We start from the raw sequence: 24,933 nt of genomic DNA, 5'->3' as shown, positions 1-24,933 counted from the left end.
TGTACTGAATACATAGGTGCAAGAGGCGAACCAGGGGAACTGAAACATCTAAGTACCCTGAGGAAAAGAAATCAACCGAGATTCCCTTAGTAGTGGCGAGCGAACGGGGACTAGCCCTTAAGTGGCTTTGAGATTAGCGGAACGCTCTGGAAAGTGCGGCCATAGTGGGTGATAGCCCTGTACGCGAAAATCTCTTAGTCATGAAATCGAGTAGGACGGAGCACGAGAAACTTTGTCTGAATATGGGGGGACCATCCTCCAAGGCTAAATACTACTGACTGACCGATAGTGAACTAGTACCGTGAGGGAAAGGCGAAAAGAACCCCGGAGAGGGGAGTGAAATAGATCCTGAAACCGTATGCGTACAAGCAGTGGGAGCAGACTTTGTTCTGTGACTGCGTACCTTTTGTATAATGGGTCAGCGACTTATTTTCAGTGGCGAGCTTAACCGAATAGGGGAGGCGTAGCGAAAGCGAGTCTTAATAGGGCGTCTAGTCGCTGGGAATAGACCCGAAACCGGGCGATCTATCCATGGGCAGGTTGAAGGTTGGGTAACACTAACTGGAGGACCGAACCGACTACCGTTGAAAAGTTAGCGGATGACCTGTGGATCGGAGTGAAAGGCTAATCAAGCTCGGAGATAGCTGGTTCTCCTCGAAAGCTATTTAGGTAGCGCCTCATGTATCACTGTAGGGGGTAGAGCACTGTTTCGGCTAGGGGGTCATCCCGACTTACCAAACCGATGCAAACTCCGAATACCTACAAGTGCCGAGCATGGGAGACACACGGCGGGTGCTAACGTCCGTCGTGAAAAGGGAAACAACCCAGACCGTCAGCTAAGGTCCCAAAGTTATGGTTAAGTGGGAAACGATGTGGGAAGGCTTAGACAGCTAGGAGGTTGGCTTAGAAGCAGCCACCCTTTAAAGAAAGCGTAATAGCTCACTAGTCGAGTCGGCCTGCGCGGAAGATGTAACGGGGCTCAAACCATACACCGAAGCTACGGGTATCATCTTCGGATGATGCGGTAGAGGAGCGTTCTGTAAGCCTGTGAAGGTGAGTTGAGAAGCTTGCTGGAGGTATCAGAAGTGCGAATGCTGACATGAGTAACGACAATGGGTGTGAAAAACACCCACGCCGAAAGACCAAGGTTTCCTGCGCAACGTTAATCGACGCAGGGTTAGTCGGTCCCTAAGGCGAGGCTGAAAAGCGTAGTCGATGGAAAACAGGTTAATATTCCTGTACTTCTGGTTATTGCGATGGAGGGACGGAGAAGGCTAGGCCAGCTTGGCGTTGGTTGTCCAAGTTTAAGGTGGTAGGCTGAGATCTTAGGTAAATCCGGGATCTTAAGGCCGAGAGCTGATGACGAGTGTTCTTTTAGAACACGAAGTGGTTGATGCCATGCTTCCAAGAAAAGCTTCTAAGCTTCAGGTAACCAGGAACCGTACCCCAAACCGACACAGGTGGTTGGGTAGAGAATACCAAGGCGCTTGAGAGAACTCGGGTGAAGGAACTAGGCAAAATGGCACCGTAACTTCGGGAGAAGGTGCGCCGGTGAGGGTGAAGGACTTGCTCCGTAAGCTCATGCCGGTCGAAGATACCAGGCCGCTGCGACTGTTTATTAAAAACACAGCACTCTGCAAACACGAAAGTGGACGTATAGGGTGTGACGCCTGCCCGGTGCCGGAAGGTTAATTGATGGGGTTAGCTAACGCGAAGCTCTTGATCGAAGCCCCGGTAAACGGCGGCCGTAACTATAACGGTCCTAAGGTAGCGAAATTCCTTGTCGGGTAAGTTCCGACCTGCACGAATGGCGTAACGATGGCGGCGCTGTCTCCACCCGAGACTCAGTGAAATTGAAATCGCTGTGAAGATGCAGTGTATCCGCGGCTAGACGGAAAGACCCCGTGAACCTTTACTATAGCTTTGCACTGGACTTTGAATTTGCTTGTGTAGGATAGGTGGGAGGCTTTGAAGCGTGGACGCCAGTTCGCGTGGAGCCATCCTTGAAATACCACCCTGGCAACTTTGAGGTTCTAACTCAGGTCCGTTATCCGGATCGAGGACAGTGTATGGTGGGTAGTTTGACTGGGGCGGTCTCCTCCTAAAGAGTAACGGAGGAGTACGAAGGTGCGCTCAGACCGGTCGGAAATCGGTCGTAGAGTATAAAGGCAAAAGCGCGCTTGACTGCGAGACAGACACGTCGAGCAGGTACGAAAGTAGGTCTTAGTGATCCGGTGGTTCTGTATGGAAGGGCCATCGCTCAACGGATAAAAGGTACTCCGGGGATAACAGGCTGATACCGCCCAAGAGTTCATATCGACGGCGGTGTTTGGCACCTCGATGTCGGCTCATCACATCCTGGGGCTGAAGCCGGTCCCAAGGGTATGGCTGTTCGCCATTTAAAGTGGTACGCGAGCTGGGTTTAGAACGTCGTGAGACAGTTCGGTCCCTATCTGCCGTGGACGTTTGAGATTTGAGAGGGGCTGCTCCTAGTACGAGAGGACCGGAGTGGACGAACCTCTGGTGTTCCGGTTGTCACGCCAGTGGCATTGCCGGGTAGCTATGTTCGGGAAAGATAACCGCTGAAAGCATCTAAGCGGGAAACTTGCCTCAAGATGAGATCTCACTGGAACCTTGAGTTCCCTGAAGGGCCGTCGAAGACTACGACGTTGATAGGTTGGGTGTGTAAGCGCTGTGAGGCGTTGAGCTAACCAATACTAATTGCCCGTGAGGCTTGACCATATAACACCCAAGCAATTTGCGTCGAAGAGACCAGATTGCGGTGTGTGAAGACGAAACGAACCGAAAGTTCGATGTTCACAAAACGCCGAAAGCTGTCACATACCCAATTTGCTGAAGCGAGACCACAAGGTCACGAGTCAGTACCCGAATTTCTTGACGACCATAGAGCGTTGGAACCACCTGATCCCATCCCGAACTCAGCAGTGAAACGATGCATCGCCGATGGTAGTGTGGGGTTTCCCCATGTGAGAGTAGGTCATCGTCAAGATTAAATTCCGAAACCCCAATTGCGAAAGCAGTTGGGGTTTTGTTTTGCCCGCAGGAAAGTTTTCACAAGACAACGCTGTCCCAGCCGTCGCAAGAAATGGCCATTGGGGAAATTCCTTCTGAAATGACCGGGCAGTCTTTGGTATGGTGCAGCTCGTTTTTTTTAACGGACTGATGTCATGCCCACGGATCGGTACTCATTTATGTCGAAGAGTTGCTGTAGAAATGCCTGAACCGATCCCGATCAAAGACCACGAAAAAGAGACGCGCCTGGTCAACAAACGTTTGATCGCCTGCGCCTTGTTCGTTTTCGCCATCAGCTGCGCCCTTGTCGTGCGCCTGTACATCCTCCAGGTGGTGGAGTTCGACTACCACTCCACGATCTCCGAAAACAACCGCGTCCACGTATTGCCGATCCCGCCGACACGCGGCTTGATCTACGACCGCAACGGCGTCTTGCTCGCCGATAACCGCCCCAGTTTCAACCTGACTATCACCCGCGAGCGCGCCACCGACGTCAATCAAGAACTGGACGAGGTCATCAACCTCCTGCACTTGCCTGCAGAAGATCGTACAGTCTTCGATAAAGCCATGAAGCAGTCCCGTCACCCGTTTACGCCGGTCACGCTGTTCTATGAGCTGACGGAAGAGCAAATTGCTGTATTGGCCGTCAATGAGTTCCGCCTCCCGGGCCTCGATGTCGAACCCCAGTTCGTCCGGCATTACCCGCTCGGCGCGCATTTCGCCCACTCGATCGGCTACGTCGGGCGGATCAATGAAAAAGAGTCGAAGAGCCTCGACTCGGTCGAATATCGCGGTACGCAATCCATCGGCAAAACCGGCATCGAACGCTTCTACGAGGCGCAACTACACGGCCACGTCGGTTACGAAGAAGTGGAGACCAACGCTCAAGGTCGCGTACTGCGTGTGCTCAAACATACCGACCCGGTCCCGGGCCAGAACATCGTCCTGAGCCTCGACATCAAACTGCAGGAAGCCGCCGAAGCCGCGCTGGGTGATCGTCGTGGTTCAGTGGTAGCGCTCGATCCGTCGACGGGCGAGGTATTGGCCATGGTCAGCAATCCGAGCTTCGATCCGAATCTGTTCGTCACCGGTATCAGCTCCAAGGAATACTCGGCACTGCGAGATTCGATCGACAGGCCGCTGTTCAACCGTGTGCTGCGCGGGCTCTACGCACCGGGCTCGACGATCAAGCCAGAAGTGGCAATCGCCGGCCTCGACGCCGGCGTCGTGACACCGCAGACGCGCGTCTTCGACCCCGGTTATTACCAACTCCCGGACTTCGATCACAAGTACCGCAACTGGAACCACAGTGGCGACGGCTGGGTGGATATGGACGCGGCGATCATGCGTTCCAATGACACCTATTTCTACGACCTTGCGCATAAGCTCGGCATCGATCGCCTGCACGATTACATGGCAATGTTCGGCTTGGGTGAGAAGGTCTCGCTGGACATGTTTGAAGAGTCGCCCGGCCTGATGCCATCGCAAGCGTGGAAGCGCGCGACCCGCCGTCAAGCCTGGTTCCCGGGCGAAACGGTCATCCTTGGCATCGGCCAGGGCTATATGCAGGTCACACCGCTGCAACTGGCTCAGGCCACGGCATTGATCGCCAACAAAGGTGTCTGGAACCGGCCGCACCTGGCCAAGACCGTCGACGGTGTCGCTCCTGTCGACGAACATCCGATGCCGAACATCCTGCTCAAGGATCCGCGAGACTGGGAGCAGGTCAATCACGGCATGCAGATGGTCATGCACGATGCGCGAGGCATTGCTCGTGCGGCCGCGGCCGGTGCGCAATATCGCATCGCTGGCAAGAGTGGTACCGCGCAAGTGGTGGCGATCAAGCAGGGCGAGCGCTACAACCGCGAGAAAACCCTGGAGCGCCACCGCGATAACGCCTTGTTCGTTGGCTTTGCGCCGGCCGAGCATCCGAAGATTGCGATTTCGGTGATGATCGAGAACGGCGAGGCCGGTGGTCGTGTTGCCGGCCCTGTGGTGCGGCAGATCATGGACGCCTGGCTGCTTGATCAGGACGGTCATCTCAAGCCGCAATACGCCGCGCCGACGAAAGCGCCGGGTGACCCGCACGTTTAACCTTCAACAGTTCACAATAGCGGCTCATGCAAGCTGAGCCGTTACTGTGATCTGTCTTGCAAAGCCTATTTGCAGCGGTAACCCTCGGGCATCGTGACGGTGTAGTTGCGCTGTACGCGATCCTCGAAGTTCAGGTTCTGCAAGCCCTGTTCTACCAGAAAGGCTTCAACCTTGGTGGATTGGCAGTCTTCGTTATAGGACGACGCGCGAAGCAGGTAGACCGGGCGCTTGCTGACTTCGTCGCGGGCAGTGGCAACGAAGGTGCTGAGCGTGGTGTAACCGGTGCGCTCCGAGGTCCCTACCGGTCCATAGGTGGTGTTCGGTTTACTTGTACAGGTCAGTCGGTCGTCTTTTTTCTTGCTGGTCTTGCACACGGTAGAGGTGCTGGTCGGCACTTGCCCATAGTCGGTGGCGGTATAGCGGTAAGTCACCTGTCGACTGCCAATATCGAGGCTGACAGTCATTTTTATCGGCGCGTGGTTCTTTGGCAGACTGGCGTCGGTATAGACCTCCTGGAAACCCCTGTCTTTCAGCGCGTTAACCATGTCGCGAAGATAATAGCGGGCATTAAGAGCGTTTTCGTCGCTGCCACTCGCAGACGTCACCAGCACAGTCGCCTTTCGGTCAAAATGATAGTCCGGATCGGGTGTGGCATTTAGCGCGACGTCCATTTGCGTGGCGCAGCCGCTGATCAACGCTGTCAGTAAAAACAGCGCGCAAAGTAAAAACCGGGTCATGAGAAAGCCGCCTTACAAACTAAGGATTGAATAAGAGTTAAACGGTGTGGACTGGCGACAATTAACTTGCACGCCTGCGCAAGGCTCAGTCTTTCTGGTATTCCAGCAAATCGCCTGGCTGGCAATCGAGTGCTGCGCAGAGCTTGTCCAGGGTGGCCATCTTCACGCCCTTGACCTTGCCATTCTTCAGTAATGACAGATTGGCCTCGGTGATGCCCAGCAGGCTGGCCAACTCTTTCGAGCGAATTTTTTGCGTGGCCATGACAACGTCAAGGCGGACGATAATGGTCATTGTATTGTTCTATATGTATTGGCTTTGCTCATCGCTGAGTACTTTTGCATCGCGCATGATAATTGAAAACAAACAGAGCAATACGCCTTTGACAATCTCGTAGGCAGAAGTGGAAGACAGGCCGATCGAGAACTGAAAAATACGATCCCCTGGCGGCAGATCAATAGACAGGGCCAAACCTTGCAAGGTCTCTATCAGGGGGTAGGCGGCCGGAGAAATGATGCACAGAATCCCCACTCGCCATAACACCTTGATGTTGCGCTCGGTCCAGGTTTCGCCGCGGGACAAGCGCAGGAAAAACAACCCTGTCAGCCAGAGCACGTAGGTCGAAAGCAGGACGGGCAGGAAATCCAAAACGACGAGCAGCGCAGTGACCAGTGGCGAGAGCCATGTATCGGGGGCAAGCAGGGCACCTTCGACAAACGGGTCAAGTAATTGCGGCGAGTTTTCGGCGAAGGCGTAGAGCAGAGCCGCGAGCATTTCATCCGTTTGGAAGAACCAGATCGAAGCGTTGCCACCGACCTCGGTCACCGCTAAGACCCAGACAAGAATCGCTGCCAGTAATCCCACCCAATGCATGCGCTGCAGTGCCAATCCGTTGTTACGAGTACTCATGAAAAATCCTTGCGGTGTCATTGGGAATGACTAATTCTCGATGTTAAATTATCGAATGGCAATAATAAATTGTTCTTGTTTTGTGAAGGGCGTTGTTGGCATCGGACGCAGTGGTCATAGAGTGAACCTCAGTTCAATCGATTTGCGGGGATTTCTATGTCGATAGATTTTCGAGTTCGAAGCAAGTCGAGAGCAGGGGAGGGCCGCGACCTACGCGGTGGCCGCTGATATCGATGACGGGTTCTGCGAATGATTGGAGCGGGGGGCATGCGCCACAAGCATGCTTCAGTCCCCGCTCTAACCGGTCTTACTTGATCTCGGTAATGAAGTTTTCCCGCGAGCGCCGAACCTTTTTCAAGTTGACCAACCACTCTCCCTCAGTGGCTCTATGCCCTAGCGGCAGAATCACTACACTGCACAAGTTGCGGGCCGTGAGTCCGAGGATTTCATCGATGGCTGCCGGGTCGAAACCTTAGGTCTGATCAGTGTGCTCGTCATCAAATTCCGTAAAGGTGAAAGATGTTCTCCGCCCCCACATTTGAAATGCATTCCAATGTGGGAGCGAGCCTGCTCGCGAAGGATCCTCAAAGCCGCCGCAAAAAAATCAGGCCCTAGGCACCGGGCAGCTCATGTCACCTTCTTCACACTTCAAATACTGTTTCAGCGACTCAACCCGCAGCTTGGTCACCCCCGTCAGACAACTGCTGTAAACCCACGGATAAACGCTCCCGCCAGTAACTCCCGACGATGAAAACTTGCACTCGGCATCCCGAAACCCGAGCCACGCCCGCTGCGCGCTGACCAACAGCTTCTTGCCATCCGGGTTGTCCTTCAATCGCCCGATGATCTGTTGATACACGGTGTTCAACTCCTTGTCCGCCGCTTTGAAGTCTTGCCCGGCGCACTGATTCATCGTCGCTTGATCGCTGGCATTGGCGCAGTCGACGGCGGCGTGGGCGAGGGGAGTGAACAGAAAGGGGGTGAGGGCCAGAAGCAGGCGTGGGGACATGGTCAAGTCTCGCTGTATCGAAGATAAGTGCCGAGCAGTGTAGCGGCTGCTTCGCACTTATTCAGGCAGGCGCATTCGGGAGGCGTCGAGCAAACGGTCGGCGATGGCCGCAATCTCCTCACCATCGTGCAGCCTTTCCAGCCAATGTGCAGGAATGCCCCGCACGCCGTAATAGGCGCCGGCCAACTGACCGGTGATCGCGGCGGTGGTATCGGCGTCATCACCCAGGTTGGCCGCTCGCAAAATGGCCGCTTCGAAGCTGTCCGTCTGGTGAAAGCACCACAGCGCCGCTTCCAGGGACTGCACGCTGTAGCCATTGCCTTTGAGATCCGTCTCGGACTGAACGAGGTATTCGCCACGCGCAATGGCGGCAACCTTGGATTGCGAGAAGCTGGCGGAAGGCAACTGACGCAGTTCTGCTTTGCTTGCGCCTTCAAGCGCTCTGGCAATCAACCCGGCCAACAATTGGCAGCATTCGATGGCTTCAGGTGCTGCGTGGGTGGTTCGCGAACTGTCGGCGGCAAAGCTCTGGATTTTCCGGGCATCGGGAAAGTAGAACAGCACCACCGGCACCAGACGCATCAGCGAACCGTTGCCGGCGCTGTACGGATCGGTCGAGCCGGCGAAGGGATCAGCGGTTTGTTGATACTGCGCGAGCGCCTGGCTGACGGTCATGCCGACATCGAAACATTCACCGGTCGAACTGAGGTAACCCCATTGCCACCAGTTGAGGTAGCGGCCCATCTGGTCGGCAGCGTTGAATCCATTCTTGTTCAGCAGGCTTTCTGCCAGACAGAGGGCCATGGAAGTGTCATCGGTCCACTGTCCTGGCTTGAGGTGGAACGGGCCACCGCCGACCATATCGGTCAATGGTGGGAATGATCCCCGTGGTTTGAACTCAACCGTAGTACCGACAGCGTCGCCGCACGCAAGACCGAGCAGGGCTCCGCGGTAACGTTCAGCGAGGGATGGCGGCATGATTCGTCCTTGTAGATTCAAATTCGCTGGAGAAGGTAACAGTTTCGTTGGGCAGAGGGTGCCTGGATCCATCACAGCAACGGTCAAAAAGTGCAGCTTGATGTGTCCTTGCCGATGAATGACTGCACCGCCTTGATACAACTTCACATTGGACATGTGGTCATACAGGCCTAGTGTTCAAAACAGGAGGTGACGTATGAAACCAGTACCCAATAGTTTCGAACGCAAAATCACGCTCAAGGCGCCGCGTTCGCATGTCTGGCGTGCATTGGTCGATGCCGAGGCGTTTGGCCAGTGGTTTGGGGTGGCGCTGGAGGGCAGGCGTTTTATTGCCGGTGAATGGACGCAAGGGCAGGTCACGTATCCGGGTTATGAACACGTGTTGTGGAACGTGCTGATCGAGCGGGTCGAGCCGCAGCAGTTGTTTTCGTTTCGCTGGCATCCGTATGCGGTCAATCCGAAGATCGACTACTCCCAGGAGCCGACTACGTTGGTCAGGTTCGAGCTGGAAGACTTCGAGAGCGGTACGTTGCTGAAAGTGTCCGAATCCGGCTTCGCGCACATTCCTGACATTCGCCAGAAAGAGGCGTATTACATGGACAGCCGTGGCTGGGAGGAGCAGTTGAGCCGGCTCGAACAGTTTCTTGCCGAGAGCGCCAAGGCCCGCGAGCGTGACGGTGGCTGAGACCTTCGAATCTTGCCTGAACGACAGCGACAGCCGGCCATGTGCACGGTGGTGCTGGAAACAGGCCCCAGGACAGCTGAACGTCGCGCAGATCGCGGCTTCCATGCTTGCTGCCTGACACGGCTAGGGGTTTTCGGAAGGGTTGCTATGGCGAATGTCCTACACGCGCTGGTAGCTTTTACGACTATTGGCGATTGGATCCACCGCGTAATCTACACACATCAACTGAGACACAGGGAGTGTTTCAGGATCAAGGATGATCGACCATTTGCAAGGATCGCTGCCGACAGGGAGTCGATAATGGTCTTGGGAAAAACCCGCTTCGGCGGGTTTTTTTTCGCCTGTATGTAGGAGCTGCCGCAGGCTGCGATCTTTTGACTTTGGCTTTTAAAAGCAAGATCAAAAGATCGCAGCCTGCGGCAGCTCCTACTTTGGTTTGTGCGTTACGAGGCGATCAATTGGCGCAGGACGTAATGCAGGATCCCGCCCGATTTGAAGTACTCCACCTCATTCAACGTATCGATCCGGCACAACACCTCGATCTTCTCCTGGCGCCCGTCCTCACGGGTGATCAGCAGCGGCAGATTCATCCGCGGTGTCAGCTCGACGCCGGTCAGACCCTGGATTTCAAAGGTTTCCTTGCCGGTGAGATTGAGGCTCTTGCGGTTCTGATCAAGCTTGAACTGCAGCGGCAACACGCCCATGCCCACCAGATTGGAACGGTGAATTCGCTCGAAGCTTTCCGCGATCACCGCTTTGACCCCCAGCAGATTGGTGCCTTTGGCCGCCCAGTCACGGCTAGAGCCAGTGCCGTATTCCTGTCCGGCAACCACCACCAGCGGCGTTCCCGAAGCCTGATACTTCATCGCCGCGTCGTAGATCGCCAGTTTTTCGCCGGTCGGAATGTAGATCGTGTTGCCACCTTCTTCACCGCCGAGCATTTCGTTGCGAATACGGATGTTGGCGAAGGTGCCGCGCATCATCACTTCATGATTGCCGCGACGTGAGCCGTAGGAGTTGAAGTCCCGTGGCTCCACGCCTTTTTCGCGCAAATAACGCCCGGCCGGGCTGTCGGCCTTGATGTTGCCGGCGGGGGAGATATGGTCGGTGGTCACCGAATCACCCAGCAGGGCCAGCACCCGTGCACCTTTGACATCCTTGATTTCAGGCAACGGGCCGGAAATGTCGTCGAAAAATGGCGGATGCTGGATGTAAGTCGAATCGTCCTGCCACACATACGTCGCCGCTTGCGGCACTTCGATGGCTTGCCACTGTTCATCACCGGCGAACACTTCGGCGTATTCCTTATGGAACATTGCCGTACTGACCTGATTGACCGCGTCGGCGATCTCTTTGCTGGTCGGCCAGATATCGCGCAGGTACACCGGATTGCCTTGCTGATCTTCGCCCAGCGGTTCGCTGCTGATGTCGCTGCGCACGCTGCCGGCCAGGGCATAGGCGACCACCAGCGGCGGTGAGGCCAGCCAGTTGGTTTTCACCAATGGATGCACGCGGCCTTCGAAGTTGCGGTTGCCGGAGAGCACGGAGGCGACGGTGAGGTCAGCTTTCTGGATGGCTTTCTCGATCGGCTCCGGCAGTGGCCCGGAGTTGCCGATGCAAGTGGTGCAGCCATAGCCGACCAGGGAAAAGCCGAGCTGATCGAGGTATTGCGTCAACCCCGCAGCCTTGTAGTAGTCGGTGACCACTTTCGAACCCGGTGCCAGCGAACTCTTCACCCAAGGTTTGCGGGTCAGACCTTTTTCCACCGCTTTTTTCGCCAGCAGGCCGGCGGCCATCATCACGCTCGGGTTCGAGGTGTTGGTGCAGGACGTGATCGCGGCGATGACCACGGCGCCGTTTTTCAGGCGATAAGTGTGGCCTTCATATTCATATTCGGTTTCGCCGACCAGATCGGCATTGCCCACCGCGACACCGCCACCGCCTTCACTTTCCAGACGTCCTTCTTCTTTACTGGTGGGTTTGAATTGCAGATCCATGAAGTCGCTGAACGCTTGTGCGACATTCGGCAGCGAAACGCGATCCTGCGGGCGTTTTGGCCCTGCGAGGCTTGCTTCGACGCTGCCCATGTCCAACGCCAGGCTGTCGGTGAACACCGGCTCTTGACCGGGCAGACGCCACAGGCCTTGAGCCTTGGTGTACGCCTCGACCAGTTTCACCACTTCCGGTGGCCGCCCGGACAGGCGCAGGTATTCCAGCGTTACGTCGTCAACGGGGAAGAAACCGCACGTCGCGCCATATTCCGGGGCCATGTTGGCGATGGTCGCGCGGTCGGCCAGCGGCAGGTCGGCGAGGCCGTCACCGTAGAACTCGACGAACTTGCCGACCACACCTTTCTTGCGCAGCATTTGCGTGACGGTCAGCACCAGGTCGGTGGCCGTGATGCCTTCCTTGAGCTTGCCGGTCAGTTTGAAACCGATCACTTCCGGAATCAGCATCGACACCGGTTGCCCGAGCATCGCCGCTTCGGCTTCGATCCCGCCGACGCCCCAGCCGAGTACGCCGAGACCATTGATCATGGTGGTGTGCGAGTCGGTGCCGACCAACGTGTCGGGGAACGCGTAGGTGCGGCCGTCCTCATCCTTGGTCCACACGGTGCGGCCGAGGTATTCGAGGTTGACCTGGTGACAGATACCGGTACCCGGCGGCACCACGCTGAAATTGTCGAAAGCGCTCTGGCCCCAACGCAGGAAGGCGTAACGTTCGCCATTGCGCTGCATTTCGATGTCAACGTTCTGCTCGAACGCGCTGGCGGTGGCGAACTTGTCGACCATCACCGAGTGGTCGATCACCAGATCCACCGGCGACAACGGATTGATTCGCTGCGGATCGCCACCGGCCTTGGCCATCGCCGCACGCATGGCGGCAAGGTCGACCACGGCGGGCACGCCGGTAAAGTCCTGCATCAACACCCGGGCAGGGCGGTATTGAATCTCGCGGTCGGAGCGGCGCTCCTTGAGCCAGGCGGCAATCGCCTTGAGGTCGGCGCCGGTGACCGTTTTTTCATCTTCCCAGCGCAGCAGGTTTTCCAGCAGGACTTTCAGCGACATGGGCAGCTTGTCGAGGTCGCCCAGGCTTTTGGCGGCATCCGGCAAACTGAAATAGTGGTAGGTCTTGTCATCGATTTGCAGGGTTTTGAGCGTTTTCAGACTATCGAGGGACGGCATTACGATCACTCCTTTGAATCCGCACGGCTACGGATTGAGGGGACGAATAGAGCTTTAAACCTAGCCCTGTTTTAGGTAGCTGGCTAATAACTGGACTCTATGAGCGGAACCAAGGTTCCGACATCGGCTATCATGCGCCGGTTTTCGTGACAGGCTTTGCTTCAACGCAAGGCCTGAGCATCGCGCGGCGGCCGAATGATCGCCCGCTGCCCAGGAGTAAGAATGAACACCCTATTCATGCATTGCCGGCCAGGCTTCGAAGGCGAAGTCTGTTCGGAGATTTCCGACCTCGCCGCGCAACTCAACGTGGCCGGCTACGCCAAGGCCAAAGCGGCTACCGCCTGCGCCGAGTTTGTCTGCACCGAAGAAGACGGCGCCGAGCGCCTGATGCGCGGTCAGCGTTTCGCTGAATTGATCTTCCCGCGCCAGTGGGCGCGCGGGGTTTTCATCGATTTGCCGGAAACCGACCGCATCAGCGTGATCCTCGCGCACATGGCCGGATTCCCGGTGTGCGGCAGCCTGTGGCTGGAAGTCGTCGACACCAACGACGGCAAGGAACTGTCGAATTTCTGCAAGAAATTCGAAGGCCCGCTGCGCAAGGCCCTGACCGGCGCCGGCAAACTGGTGGATGACGCCAGCAAACCGCGTCTGCTGCTGACCTTCAAGAGCGGTCGTGAAGTGTTTCTCGGCATGGCCGATGCCGGCAATTCGGCGATGTGGCCGATGGGCATTCCGCGGCTGAAGTTCCCGCGTGAAGCACCGAGCCGTTCGACGCTGAAGCTGGAAGAGGCGTGGCACCACTTCATCCCGCGTGATCAGTGGGAGGATCGTCTGCACAGCGACATGACCGGCGTCGACCTCGGCGCCGCGCCGGGCGGCTGGACCTGGCAACTGGTCAATCGCGGCATGCTGGTGACCGCGATCGACAACGGCCCGATGGCTGAAAGTCTGATGGATACCGGACTGGTTCAGCATTTGATGGCAGACGGTTTCACCTTCAAGCCCAAGCAACCGGTGGACTGGATGGTCTGCGACATCGTCGAGAAACCGGCGCGCAATGCCGCCATGCTGGAAGAGTGGATCGGCGAAGGGCATTGCCGCGAGGCGGTGGTCAACCTGAAGTTGCCGATGAAGCAGCGTTACGCCGAAGTGAAGCGCTTGCTCGAACGCATTGCCGATGGTTTCAAGGCACGCGGGATCAAGGTCGATATCGGCTGCAAACAGCTGTATCACGACCGCGAAGAAGTGACCTGCCATTTGCGCCGTCACGACACCAAGAAAGCCAAATCCCGCTGACACAACACATAACCCTGTAGGAGTGAGCCTGCTCGCGAAAGCGCTGGGTCATTCAGCATTGATGTTGGCTGACACTACGCCATCGCGAGCAGGCTCACTCCTACAGGGGTGTGGCGTAACGCCACAGATGACCGAATACCCGGCAATGCGCGACAATGCCGGCCAGTTTCAGGAGTGAATCATGAGTGAAATGATCGATACCCCGGTCGACGGCACCCTCGACGCCACCGGCCTCAATTGCCCGGAGCCGGTGATGATGCTGCATCAACACATTCGTGATCTGGCGCCCGGCGGCCTGCTCAAAGTGATCGCCACCGACCCGTCGACCAAACGCGATATCCCCAAGTTCTGCGTGTTTCTCGACCATGAACTGGTGAGCCAGCACGAAGAAGCCGGTACTTATCTGTACTGGATCCGCAAAAAGTCCTGATCAAAGGCAAAAAAAAGACCTGCATCTGCAGGTCTTTTTTTATGGGCGATCAACCCGCCGAGCGACTGATCCGAATACGCTTGCGCGCACTGCGCGTCAGGCGAATCGACAGCATCAACGCCGCACAGCTCAAGCCCACGATCAAACCCTGCCACAAACCACTCGGGCCGCGTGGCTCGCCGAGCCAGTCGGTCAGACCAAGGGCGTAACCCACCGGCAAACCAATGCCCCAGTAGGCGAACAGGGTCAGGATCATGGTCACGCGCGTGTCCTGATAGCCACGCAGCGCGCCGGCGGCGGTGACCTGGATCGCGTCGGAAAACTGGAACAGCGCCGAATACACAATCAGCATCGCCGCGATGTGAATCACCGTCGGGTCAGCGGTGTAGATTGCCGCAATCGGCTCGCGCAGCAACAGCATCATGCTCGCCGACAGGCAGGCGTAAGCCAGCGCGGTGCCCATGCCGACACCAGCGGCAAAACGCGCTTCGCGTGGCTCTTCGCGGCCCAGTGCCTGACCGACGCGCACGGTCACCGCCATGCCAAGCGAATACGGAATCATGAACACCAGCGAACTGACATTGAGGGCAATCTGGTGCCCGGCCACCACGGTGGCGCCAAGACTGCCGATCAGCAGGGCGATCACGGCAAAAATGCTCGACTCGGCAAACACGGCGATACCGATTGGCAGACCAATCGCCAGCAGACGCTTGATCACTGTCCATTGTGGCCAGTCGAAACGGCTGAAGATTTCGCTCGAACGATAGGCCGGTGCCCAGCGCTCATAACCGGCCAGCCCCAGCGCCATCACCCACATCACGATGGCCGTGGCCCAACCGCAACCGACGCCGCCCATCGCCGGCACACCGAAATGGCCATAGATGAAGATGTAGTTCAGCGGAATGTTCAGCGCCAGACCGCACAGGCCCAGCACCATGGCAGGACGCGTACGGCCGATGCCGTCACTGGTGCAGCGCAGTACGTGATAGAACGCCACTGCCGGCAGACCACTGGCGATGCCGTGCAGGTATTGCATGCACGGGCCGATCAACTCGGGATCGACCTTCATCAGGTGCAGCACCGGCTCGGCGGCCACCAGCATGGCGGTGGCGATCAGTCCGACCACCAGCGCCAGCCACAACGCCTGACGGACGATAGGGCCGATTTCGCTGTGGGTACCGGCGCCGAAGCGCTGAGCGACTTTCGGCGTGGTTGCCAGCAGAGTGCCGGTCATCAGCAGAAACACCGGCACCCAGATCGAGTTGCCCAGCGCCACCGCTGCCAGATCCTTTGGCCCGACGCGGCCAGCCATCACCGCGTCGACGAAGCCCATGGCCGTAGTCGCCAGTTGCGCGATGATGATCGGCAATGCCAGGGCGAGCAGGTTCTTGAACTCCAGGCGAATCCGCGCGGGGCGAGTGAGGGAGACGGCGACAGGTTGATCAGTTACAGAATTCACGGGAAAAACGTCCACAGCTGTTGATGCGCAAGGCGCCGCATTCTACGCCGCTGACGCCTTGGTCAGGAAAAATCCTCTGTTGCGGATTTGTAAGCGCAAAGCCCGCTGGCCCGGCGACCGATCTGCACCTAAACTGCCGATCCGCCTAAGGAGCCCGCCATGCTGATTGTTGCCGACGAAAATATCCCGCTGCTCGATGCCTTTTTTGCCGGTTTCGGCGAGATCCGCCGGGTACCGGGCCGTTCCATCGACCGTGCGACGGTCGCGCAGGCCGACGTGTTACTCGTGCGCTCGGTGACCAACGTCAACCGCACGTTGCTTGAGGGCAGCAAGGTGCGCTTTGTCGGCACCTGCACGATCGGCACCGATCATCTGGATCTCGACTACTTCAATGAGGCCGGCATCACCTGGTCGAGCGCACCCGGCTGCAACGCCCGTGGTGTGGTCGATTATGTGCTGGGCAGTCTGATGACCCTCGCCGAAATCGAAGGTGTCGATCTCACTCAGCGGACTTATGGTGTCGTCGGCGCCGGTGAGGTGGGAGGGCGTCTGATCAAGGTTCTGAAAGGGTTGGGCTGGAACGTCAAAGTCTGCGATCCGCCGCGTCAGGCTGCCGAGGGCGGCGATTACGTGAGCCTTGAGCAAATCATCGAGCAGTGTGACGTAATCAGTCTGCACACACCGCTGACACGCAGCGGCGTTGGTGCGACCTGGCATCTGTTCGATCAGCAGCGTCTGCAGCAGCTCAAGCCCGGTGCATGGCTGATCAACGCGGCGCGTGGTCCGGTGGTGGATAACGCCGCGCTGCGCGAAGTGCTGCTGGAGCGTGAAGACCTGCAAGCCGTTCTCGATGTCTGGGAGGCCGAGCCTGAGGTTGATGTTGCATTGGCCGAGCTTTGCGTACTCGCCACTCCGCACATTGCCGGTTACAGCCTTGATGGCAAACAGCGCGGAACGGCGCAGATCTATCAGGCTTACTGCCAATTCATCGGCCAGCCAGCAAGCATTCAACTCAGTGAGCTGCTACCGGCGCCGTGGTTGTCGCAAGTGACCTTGCATGGCGACAGCGAGCCGGCCTGGGCGCTGGCGATGTTGTGCCGAGGCGTGTACGACCCGCGCCGTGATGATGCGGATTTTCGCCGCAGCCTTGTAGGTAATGTCGGCGAGCAGCGGGCGGCGTTCGATGTGTTGCGTAAACAGTATCCGGTGCGGCGCGAGATTGAAGGGCTGAAGGTGCGGATTGAAGGGGATTCGCCGGCGTTGGCGAAGATCGTCGCGGCGCTGGGGGCGGTGACGGTCTAGAAACCGGGTCGGCCCTTTCGCGAGCAGGCTCGCTCCCACAAGGATCTCGCACTCACTGACGATCTCCTGTGGGAGCGAGCCTGCTCGCGAAGGTCTCACCACAAATGCCGGATTTACAGACAGAAAAAACCCGGCCAAAGGGGCCGGGTCAGGAAGACGGTGGCTATATCACTTTTGTTTGGCAGGCTTGACCAATCGCTTGTCCAGTTCGCGGCACGCGTCCTGGATCATGTCTTCGGTGATCGGTACTTCACGCCCATCCTTATCGATAATCGAGCAACCCAGAGGTTGGCCGGGCTTGGTGCGGATCACTTCAATCTTGTCATCGCTGCTGTGTTGCAAGGACATGGCCTGTCTCCTCATCAGGTTGTTTACCCAGATTAAAACCGCCACGTGACCAGGCTGTGACAGCGCCTTTCGATCCGTCATGAGCGGCAATTCCAGTCCAACAGAAATGACCGTTCGTCTCAACCTTGACGTTAGACCGATAGCAACTATGGCCTAGTCTTTGGGGGCATATTTAACCTGACTCATTGTGATTTACAGAGTTCCACCCCAAAGAAGGTTTACGCTAGCCCTTTCATCAACACGGATGTACACCTGAATGACCCCGAAGCTTTCTTCACGACACCGTCGCGCGCTGCGTCTGACCAGTCGATTTCTGGCCCCTTACCGCTGGCAGGTCATCGCTGCGCTGCTGGCGTTGATCGTTACGGCCGCCGTCACTTTGTCGATGGGGCAGGGGATCAAACTGTTGGTCGACCGGGGCTTCATGACTCAGTCGCCGCACCAGCTCAACCAGAGCATCGGCATCTTCATGTTGATGGTGCTGGGTCTGGCGGTGGGCACGTTTGCCCGGTTCTACTGGGTGTCGTGGATCGGCGAGCGCTGCGTGGCCGACATCCGCCGCGAGGTGTTCAACCATCTGGTCTATCTGCACCCCGGGTTCTACGAGAACAACCGCAGTTCCGAGATCCAGTCGCGGCTGACGGCCGACACGACGCTGTTGCAATCGGTGATCGGCTCGTCGTTGTCGATGTTCCTGCGCAACCTGTTGATGGTTATCGGTGGCGTCATCCTGCTGTTCGTGACCAATGCGAAACTCACCAGCATTGTGGTGATTGCCTTGCCGTTCGTGGTTGCACCGATCCTGATTTTCGGCCGGCGCGTGCGCAATCTGTCGCGGCTGAGCCAGGACCGGGTCGCCGATATCGGCAGCTATGTGTCGGAAACCCTCGGCCAGATCAAAACCGTGCAGGCCTACAACCACCAGGTCCAGGATGAGCGGCGTTTCGCGACGACGGTCGAGGACGCGTTTGACACCGCGCGAAAACGCATCTTTCAGCGTTCGTGGATGATCACCATGGTGATTGTGCTGGTGCTCGGCGCCGTGGCGGTGATGTTGTGGGTCGGAGGCATGGACGTGATCGCCGGGCGCATCACCGGGGGTGAACTGGCGGCGTTTGTCTTTTACAGCCTGATCGTCGGCAGTGCGATTGGCACGTTGAGTGAGGTGATCGGCGAACTGCAGCGCGCGGCGGGGGCCGCCGAACGTATCGCTGAACTGCTGGGTTCGGAAAACATCATCCAGCCGCCCGTCAGCGGGTTGATGACCTTGCCGGAGCGCGTGCGGGGTGAATTGCAATTGCAGGACGTGCGTTTTTCCTACCCTTCGCGTCCGGAAAGCTACGCCGTCAACGGTTTGAATCTGACCATTCGCGCTGGCGAGACACTGGCGCTGGTGGGGCCGTCCGGCGCTGGCAAGTCCACCGTGTACGACTTGCTGTTGCGTTTTTATGATCCGCTGGAAGGGCAGATCCTGATTGATGGCGTGCCGTTGACCAGCCTCGATCCGCTGGACCTGCGCCGTCACTTCGCCCTGGTATCACAATCGCCGGCGCTGTTTTTCGGCAGTGTTGAAGAGAATATTCGTTACGGCAATCCCGGGGCGACGCTGGAGCAGGTCAAGGACGCGGCAAAAATTGCTCACGCCCACGACTTTATCGAGAAAATGCCCAACGGTTACCAGACCCATCTCGGCGATGGTGGCCTCGGCCTGTCCGGCGGCCAACGTCAGCGCTTGGCGATCGCCCGGGCGTTGCTGGTCGACGCACCGATCCTGCTGCTGGACGAAGCCACCAGCGCCCTTGATGCGCAGAGCGAACACCTGATTCAGGAAGCCCTGCCGAGCCTGATGCAAAACCGCACCACGCTGGTGATCGCGCATCGACTGGCCACGGTGAAAAACGCTGACCGGATTGCGGTAATGGATCAGGGCAAGCTTGTGGCCATTGGCACCCATCAGGAACTGATTGCCAGCAATCCACTGTATGCGCGGTTGGCGGCTTTGCAGTTCAATGATGGCAAGAGTGCTTCAACGAATCCTGTCACCGATCCTGCCATTCACTAAATAGCCGCTCAGGTTGTGCCCATAAAAAATGCCCGTATCTCGCGATACGGGCATTTTTCTTTAGTCGGCGTCAGTCGGGTGATCACTGATCGTCGAAGTAGCGCTCATGCCAGTCCACCAGCGGCTGCGGCGAGTTGAGCTTCTGGCCGTAGATCACCGAGTACGACAACACGTTCTGCACATACTGACGGGTTTCGTCGAACGGAATGCTTTCCACCCACACGTCGAAGCTCAGGTGATCGGCGCCGCGCAGCCATTGGCGTACGCGACCAGGACCTGCGTTGTAGGCGGCGGAGGCGAGGACGCGGTTGCCGTTGAACTGGCTGTGCACCTGGCTCAGATATGCGGCGCCGAGCTGGATGTTCTTGTCCGGGTCCAGAACTTGCTGCGGCGAGGCCAGCGGAATGCTGAATTTGCGCGCGGTTTCCTTGGCGGTGCCCGGCATCAATTGCATCAGGCCGCTGGCGCCGACGCCGGAGCGGGCGTCGTCCATGAAAGCGCTTTCCTGGCGGGTGATGGCAAACACCCAGCTCGAATGCAGGCCACGTACCTTGGCTTCACGCACGAGCGTTTCGCGGTGGGCCATCGGGAAGCGGATATCCAGATCGTCCCAGTACTGCGCCTGACTGATGGTGCGGATCGCCGGGAAATACCATTTCAAGTCGTAAGCGAGTTTCGCCTGGGCAACCATTTCATCGCGATTGAAATGGCGGCTGACGTGATACCACTCGCGACGACCGTCGACGATTTGCCCACGGGCATGGAATTCCAGCGCGCGGCGTACACCCGGCGTGTTGCGCACCTTGTTGATCAGCGCCTGGCTGAGGACCAATGGCTTGTTGTTCAGCGAGTACGGCGATTGCGAGCGGTCGGCGGCAAGGAAACCGTAGAAATCACGTTCGCGCGCAAGGTTTTTGTACAGGGTCTGCGCTTCCGGGTTTTGCGGCTGGGCCAGTTCCAGACTACGCGCCTGCCAGTAGCGCCAGCGGTTGGTGGTGGCCAGATCCTGCGGCAGACGGCGGGTCAGCTGGTAGGCGTCGTCCCAACGGGCCAGACGCAGGAGAAGGCGCAAGCGCCATTCCGAGACGGTGTTGTCGCGCAGCTCCGGGTCGTATTTGGTCATCACGTCCAGCGCGCGGCTGTCGAAACGACGGGCAAGGGTCAGGCCGATTTCCCGGGCAATCGCGACTTTTTCATCGCGGGAGAAATGCATGCTGCTGGCGTAACCGTCGAGCAACGCCATGGCCTTGTCCGGATCCTGACGGGCCAGTCGGCGCAAGCCGAGGCTGACCACATCGGACATCGGTTCATCGGCCGGGGTGAAGCGCGAAGGCTGATTGAGCAACTCCGGTTTTTGCGCCACATCCACCAGCAAACGACCGCGCGGGGCGAGGGTGGTCAGGCCGTTGACCAGACTGTTGGCCAGTGGATAGTTGCGTGCCTGAGCGGCGAGCTTGGTGCGCTCCCAGCGTTTTTGTTCGGTGAGCTGGCCGTCGGCGGCCCAGATGCCGAACAGCGCGTCACACGCCGCAGGTTGCGATTTACCGGTCAGCCAAAGCTTGTCGGCGTTGGCGTAACCTTCGGCCTTATGGTTGCTGCTGATCTGGTACTGCGCATTCAGGCAGTCCAGTTCAGTGAAGTTGAGTTTCGGGTCGTAATACTTGACGAAGGTCGCCCAGTCGCCACGGTCGGCGAGCCAGCGCAACCAGCGCAGTTTCATCCAGTTGGCCTGGGGCAGGTCACCGTGTTCGGCGAGGAACTTCTCGATTTCCGCGTTGCTCGCGGTTTTCAGCCGCGCGGTCAGTTCGTCGTAGGCCAGATACGGTTCCAGCGGGTAATCGGCCAGCGCCTGGCTGTAACGGAAATACGGGCCGGTATCACCCTTGGCCAGGGCGCGCTTGGCTTCATCGTAATACTGGCGTTGGGTGGACAGGTCCACCGCCTGGGCGGATTGAGCGGCAGCGGCGGTAAGTAGCAAACAGGACAAGACACTGAAAAGGCGACTGCGCATGAGACATCCGGGCAGAGAAATCATGACAAGTGCCGACCTCGGTCAGCACTGAATTGTCTGTAGCTTAGCCTTTTGCCAGCAAGCGGCGAAAGCTTTGCCGGCCTCGCAGCACAAGTTCGCAACAAATGTTGTGCAGAGTGCTTCGACAGACAAATTGCCGGCCTGTTGAAGCCCTAACTCAGGTAGAATGCGCGCCCGGTTTTTGGAGAAGCTCATGACCCTGCTCAAATTCAGCGATGTGTCCCTTGCGTTCGGCGCTATGCCGTTGTTGGACAAGGTGTCCTGGCAGATCGCCCGTGGTGAGCGGGTGTGCATCATCGGCCGCAACGGCACTGGCAAGTCCAGCATGATGAAACTGGTCAAGGGCGACCAGAAGCCCGATGAAGGCTCGGTGTGGCGTGCCCCCGGTCTGAAAATCGGCGAATTGCCGCAAGAATTGCCGGTGGCCGACGATCGGACGGTGTTCGACGTGGTCGCTGAAGGCCTTGATGGCGTGGGCGCGTTGCTCGCCGAATACCATCACCTTGCGCAGAACTGCGTTACTGAAGATGACCTGAACAAGCTGATGCACGTTCAGCAAGACCTCGAAGCCCGTGATGGCTGGCGCTTGCAGACTCTGGTCGAAAGCACTTTGAGCCGTCTGCAACTGCCGGCCGACAAGACCCTCGCCCAGTTGTCCGGCGGCTGGCGTCGTCGCGTGCTGCTGGCGCAGGCGCTGGTGTCCGAGCCCGATCTGCTGCTGCTCGACGAACCGACCAACCACCTGGACATCGGTGCGATTGCCTGGCTCGAAGAAGCCCTGAAAGATTTCCAGGGCGCCGTGCTGTTCATCACGCACGACCGTTCCTTCCTGCAAAACCTTGCCACGCGCATCCTCGAACTGGATCGCGGCGGCCTGATCGACTGGAACGGCGACTACGCCAGTTTCCTTGTGCACAAAGAAGCCGCGCTGGCCGCCGAAGAGACCGCCAACGCGCTGTTCGACAAGAAACTGGCCCAGGAAGAAGTCTGGATCCGCCAGGGTATCAAGGCGCGCCGCACCCGTAACGAAGGCCGCGTCCGCGCCCTGAAAGCGTTGCGCGTGGAGCGTAGCGAGCGTCGTGAGCGCACCGGCAAGGCCAACATTCAGTTGGACACGGCCGACAAGTCCGGCAAGCAGGTGATGGTCCTCGAGAACGTGAGTTTCGCTCACCCGGGCGGCCCGTTCCTGATCAAGGATTTCTCGATGGTGCTCACGCGCGGCGACCGTATCGGTCTGCTCGGCGCCAACGGTACCGGCAAGACCACCCTGCTGAAACTGATGCTCAGCGGTCTGCAACCGACCAGCGGCAAAGTGGAAGAGGGCACGCGGATCGACGTGGCGTACTTCGACCAGTTGCGTCATCAACTGGATCTGGAAAAGACCGTGATCGACAACGTCGCCGAAGGTCGAGACTTTATCGATATCGATGGTCAGAGCCGTCATGTGCTGAGCTACCTCGGCGACTTCCTGTTCAGCCCGCAGCGTGCCCGCACGCCGGTCAAGGCGCTGTCGGGTGGTGAGCGTGCGCGTCTGTTGCTGGCCAAACTGTTCAGCAAACCGGCGAACCTGCTGGTACTCGACGAACCGACCAACGACCTCGACGTGGAAACCCTCGAGCTGCTCGAAGAAGTGCTGCTGACCTTTAATGGCACTGTGCTGATGGTCAGCCACGACCGGGCATTCCTCGACAACGTGGTCACCAGTACTCTGGTCTTCGAAGGTGAAGGCAAGGTGCGTGAATATGTCGGTGGTTATCAGGACTGGATCCGTCAGGGCGGTTCGCCGCGTCTGCTGGGCGTAAGCGAAAGCAAATCCGGCAAGGCTGACCTGAATTCGGCGGTGGTCACCGCTGAGCCTGCTGTGGTTGCTGCGCCTGCCGCTGCTGCCCCGGTTTCCAAGAAAAAGCTGAGCTACAAGCTGCAGCGCGAGCTGGAAGCGCTGCCGGGCGATATCGACGCCAAGGAACAGCAAATTGCTGCCGTGGAAGCTGAAATGGCTGAAGCCGGTTTCTATCAGCGTCCTGCGGCTGAAACGGCCAAGGTGATTGCTTCGCTGGAGCAGTTGCAGGCTGAGCTGGATGCGTTGCTGGAGCGTTGGGCCGAGCTGGACGCCTGAATGTTCCTGATGTGAAAAAGCCCGGCGCTCAGTGATGAACGCCGGGCTTTTCACATGTAAGCGCAGTCCCAATGTGGGAGCGAGCCTGCTCGCGAATGCGGTGTGTCAGGCGGCATTAATGCTGAATGTGCCGACGCCTTCGCGAGCAGGCTCGCTCCCACAATGATCAGTGTTTCAACGTTTGACCAGGTGGACGGCGAGGACGTCGCATGGTGCGCCGTGCAGCACGTCATTGGCGGTAGAGCCGAGCAACAGCGCCAGGCCGTGACGACCATGACTACCGACCACGATCAGATCGCACAGCTGTTCTTTGGCGAAGTGATGGATTTCCTGGCGTGGCTGGCCATAGGTCAGGTGGCAGTTGGCGCCTTCGAGTTCGGAATACTTGAGTTTCAGACGCTCAAGACGCTCCTTGGCCTGATCGAACTGCTGTTGTTGCAGTTGTGACAGATCCATCGGCACGTCGCCGCCGAATGCCATCGCCATTGGTTCGACGATATGCACCAGCGACAGTTTGGCGCCATTGCTCACCGACAGCTCGCGGGCGCGGTGAATCACTGGGTCGCACTCTTCGGTCAGATCTACGGCGACCAGGATGTGGTGGTAGGGCATGAGGTGCTCCTCGTGAGGTTTCAATATTGTTAAGTATGGCTGGTTTCAAGCGCATTGGTTCTAAAGTGACACAATGCGCTCACCAAGAATTGGGAATAGAGATATGACGGTCTGGTTGGTGGTGTCAATCCTGCTGGTGGTTTTGAGTCCGTTGGCGTGGTTGCGCCCATCGCGCGCGCAAAGCGGTCGCATCGCCTTGCGCATGGAGGCGCGGCGCATGGGGCTGGCCATGCAACTGGCGCCTCAGGAGTGGCCGCACTGGCTGGCGCAAGAGCCGCCGAATCCGTGTGCGCAGTATCATCGGCCGCGCCGTGGCAAGTCGCCTGCCTGCTGGACTTTCTGGCAAAAATCGCCGGGTGTGTGGGTCAATCAATGGCAGGAAGTCTGCGAAGATCGGGCGCTGCTCAATCATTTCGAAAAGTTGCCAGGCAACGTTTTCAAAGTCGAAGCAGACAAGCAGATGATCGCCTTGTACTGGGGCGAGAAGGGCGAAGCGTCGGTGTTGCAGGACATCGACGTCACTCTGAAAGCACTGGCGTGACGCGCGGACTTTTCCCACTGCAACGGTGGGGAACGTCCGGCAGACGCGCAATAAAAAGCCCGACATGATTCATCGGGCGGGGTTGGCCAGGCAGGCCGGAAATCTTT

Annotated in this window: 18 protein-coding genes and 2 rRNA genes (1 of these 20 only partly in view); 10 read left to right on the top strand and 10 right to left on the bottom strand. The window is 58.1% G+C overall.

Annotated features, from left to right (window positions below):
• From AB4N74_RS14605 to mrdA, 3 genes are all read left to right on the top strand, one after another.
• Positions 1-2,742: ribosomal RNA gene (locus tag AB4N74_RS14605) — 23S ribosomal RNA — on the top strand (it extends 152 nt beyond the left edge of the window).
• 152 nt (positions 2,743-2,894) lie between these two features.
• Positions 2,895-3,010: ribosomal RNA gene (gene rrf, locus AB4N74_RS14600) — 5S ribosomal RNA — on the top strand.
• 224 nt (positions 3,011-3,234) lie between these two features.
• The gene (gene mrdA / locus AB4N74_RS14595; protein WP_034156458.1) at positions 3,235-5,127 is read left to right on the top strand and encodes a penicillin-binding protein 2; all 1,893 of its coding nucleotides are present in this window, start codon (positions 3,235-3,237) and stop codon (positions 5,125-5,127) included.
• A gap of 65 nt (positions 5,128-5,192) precedes the next feature.
• Here mrdA and AB4N74_RS14590 read toward each other — a convergent pair whose 3' ends face one another.
• From AB4N74_RS14590 to AB4N74_RS14570, 5 genes are all read right to left on the bottom strand, one after another.
• The gene (locus AB4N74_RS14590) at positions 5,193-5,864 is read right to left on the bottom strand and encodes a hypothetical protein (protein WP_099756803.1); all 672 of its coding nucleotides are present in this window, start codon (positions 5,862-5,864) and stop codon (positions 5,193-5,195) included.
• 85 nt (positions 5,865-5,949) lie between these two features.
• Entirely contained in the window at positions 5,950-6,156 is a 207-nt protein-coding gene (locus AB4N74_RS14585) for a helix-turn-helix domain-containing protein (RefSeq protein WP_007910409.1), read from the bottom strand.
• A gap of 9 nt (positions 6,157-6,165) precedes the next feature.
• A complete protein-coding gene (locus tag AB4N74_RS14580) occupies positions 6,166-6,771 on the bottom strand; it encodes a hypothetical protein (protein WP_093433623.1) in 606 nt (201 codons plus the stop codon).
• Positions 6,772-7,375: 604 nt separating this feature from the next.
• On the bottom strand, positions 7,376-7,780 hold the full coding sequence (locus tag AB4N74_RS14575; protein WP_460100979.1) for a lysozyme inhibitor LprI family protein: 405 nt from the start codon (positions 7,778-7,780) through the stop codon (positions 7,376-7,378).
• Between the two features lie 57 nt (positions 7,781-7,837).
• Positions 7,838-8,758 carry an ADP-ribosylglycohydrolase family protein gene (locus AB4N74_RS14570; protein WP_460100975.1) on the bottom strand — a complete coding sequence of 307 codons (921 nt, stop codon included), beginning with the start codon at positions 8,756-8,758 and terminating at the stop codon, positions 7,838-7,840.
• A gap of 196 nt (positions 8,759-8,954) precedes the next feature.
• Between AB4N74_RS14570 and AB4N74_RS14565 the strand changes: the two genes are divergently transcribed.
• Positions 8,955-9,443 (top strand): SRPBCC family protein, encoded by a 489-nt coding sequence (locus AB4N74_RS14565; RefSeq protein WP_093433632.1) that lies wholly within the window; start codon positions 8,955-8,957, stop codon positions 9,441-9,443.
• A gap of 443 nt (positions 9,444-9,886) precedes the next feature.
• Here the strand turns inward: AB4N74_RS14565 and acnA are convergent, their stop codons facing one another.
• Positions 9,887-12,628, bottom strand: coding sequence for an aconitate hydratase AcnA (gene acnA / locus AB4N74_RS14560; protein WP_460091634.1), 2,742 nt, complete (start codon positions 12,626-12,628; stop codon positions 9,887-9,889).
• 222 nt (positions 12,629-12,850) lie between these two features.
• Here acnA and rlmM point away from each other — a divergent pair, with 222 nt between their 5' ends.
• Positions 12,851-13,924 carry a 23S rRNA (cytidine(2498)-2'-O)-methyltransferase RlmM gene (gene rlmM, locus AB4N74_RS14555; protein WP_093433641.1) on the top strand — a complete coding sequence of 358 codons (1,074 nt, stop codon included), beginning with the start codon at positions 12,851-12,853 and terminating at the stop codon, positions 13,922-13,924.
• A 181-nt stretch (positions 13,925-14,105) separates the two neighbouring features.
• Positions 14,106-14,354: a sulfurtransferase TusA gene (tusA, locus tag AB4N74_RS14550; RefSeq protein WP_093433644.1), complete on the top strand. Its 249-nt coding sequence runs from the start codon at positions 14,106-14,108 to the stop codon at positions 14,352-14,354.
• Positions 14,355-14,403: 49 nt separating this feature from the next.
• Here the strand turns inward: tusA and AB4N74_RS14545 are convergent, their stop codons facing one another.
• Positions 14,404-15,813 (bottom strand): MATE family efflux transporter, encoded by a 1,410-nt coding sequence (locus AB4N74_RS14545; RefSeq protein WP_099756799.1) that lies wholly within the window; start codon positions 15,811-15,813, stop codon positions 14,404-14,406.
• Between the two features lie 159 nt (positions 15,814-15,972).
• Here AB4N74_RS14545 and pdxB point away from each other — a divergent pair, with 159 nt between their 5' ends.
• A complete protein-coding gene (pdxB, locus tag AB4N74_RS14540; protein WP_460100969.1) occupies positions 15,973-17,115 on the top strand; it encodes a 4-phosphoerythronate dehydrogenase PdxB in 1,143 nt (380 codons plus the stop codon).
• Positions 17,116-17,283: 168 nt separating this feature from the next.
• On the opposite strand, the gene AB4N74_RS14535 is transcribed toward pdxB, so the two are convergent.
• Positions 17,284-17,463 (bottom strand): PA1571 family protein, encoded by a 180-nt coding sequence (locus AB4N74_RS14535; RefSeq protein ID WP_093433652.1) that lies wholly within the window; start codon positions 17,461-17,463, stop codon positions 17,284-17,286.
• Positions 17,464-17,719: 256 nt separating this feature from the next.
• Here AB4N74_RS14535 and AB4N74_RS14530 point away from each other — a divergent pair, with 256 nt between their 5' ends.
• The gene (locus AB4N74_RS14530; protein WP_186624467.1) at positions 17,720-19,525 is read left to right on the top strand and encodes an ABC transporter transmembrane domain-containing protein; all 1,806 of its coding nucleotides are present in this window, start codon (positions 17,720-17,722) and stop codon (positions 19,523-19,525) included.
• Positions 19,526-19,607: 82 nt separating this feature from the next.
• Here the strand turns inward: AB4N74_RS14530 and AB4N74_RS14525 are convergent, their stop codons facing one another.
• A complete protein-coding gene (locus AB4N74_RS14525; protein ID WP_093433658.1) occupies positions 19,608-21,536 on the bottom strand; it encodes a transglycosylase SLT domain-containing protein in 1,929 nt (642 codons plus the stop codon).
• 214 nt (positions 21,537-21,750) lie between these two features.
• Here AB4N74_RS14525 and AB4N74_RS14520 point away from each other — a divergent pair, with 214 nt between their 5' ends.
• Positions 21,751-23,673 carry an ATP-binding cassette domain-containing protein gene (locus tag AB4N74_RS14520; RefSeq protein WP_320337457.1) on the top strand — a complete coding sequence of 641 codons (1,923 nt, stop codon included), beginning with the start codon at positions 21,751-21,753 and terminating at the stop codon, positions 23,671-23,673.
• A 174-nt stretch (positions 23,674-23,847) separates the two neighbouring features.
• On the opposite strand, the gene AB4N74_RS14515 is transcribed toward AB4N74_RS14520, so the two are convergent.
• Positions 23,848-24,285 carry a universal stress protein gene (locus tag AB4N74_RS14515; protein WP_320337458.1) on the bottom strand — a complete coding sequence of 146 codons (438 nt, stop codon included), beginning with the start codon at positions 24,283-24,285 and terminating at the stop codon, positions 23,848-23,850.
• Positions 24,286-24,388: 103 nt separating this feature from the next.
• Here AB4N74_RS14515 and AB4N74_RS14510 point away from each other — a divergent pair, with 103 nt between their 5' ends.
• Entirely contained in the window at positions 24,389-24,826 is a 438-nt protein-coding gene (locus AB4N74_RS14510) for a hypothetical protein (RefSeq protein WP_320337459.1), read from the top strand.
• The last annotated feature ends 107 nt before the right edge of the window (positions 24,827-24,933 follow it).

The sequence above is a fragment of the Pseudomonas sp. H3_C08 genome (assembly GCF_054669455.1).
The sequence above is the reverse complement of the archived record's forward strand: the minus strand, read 5'-3'. Positions and strand labels throughout refer to the sequence as shown.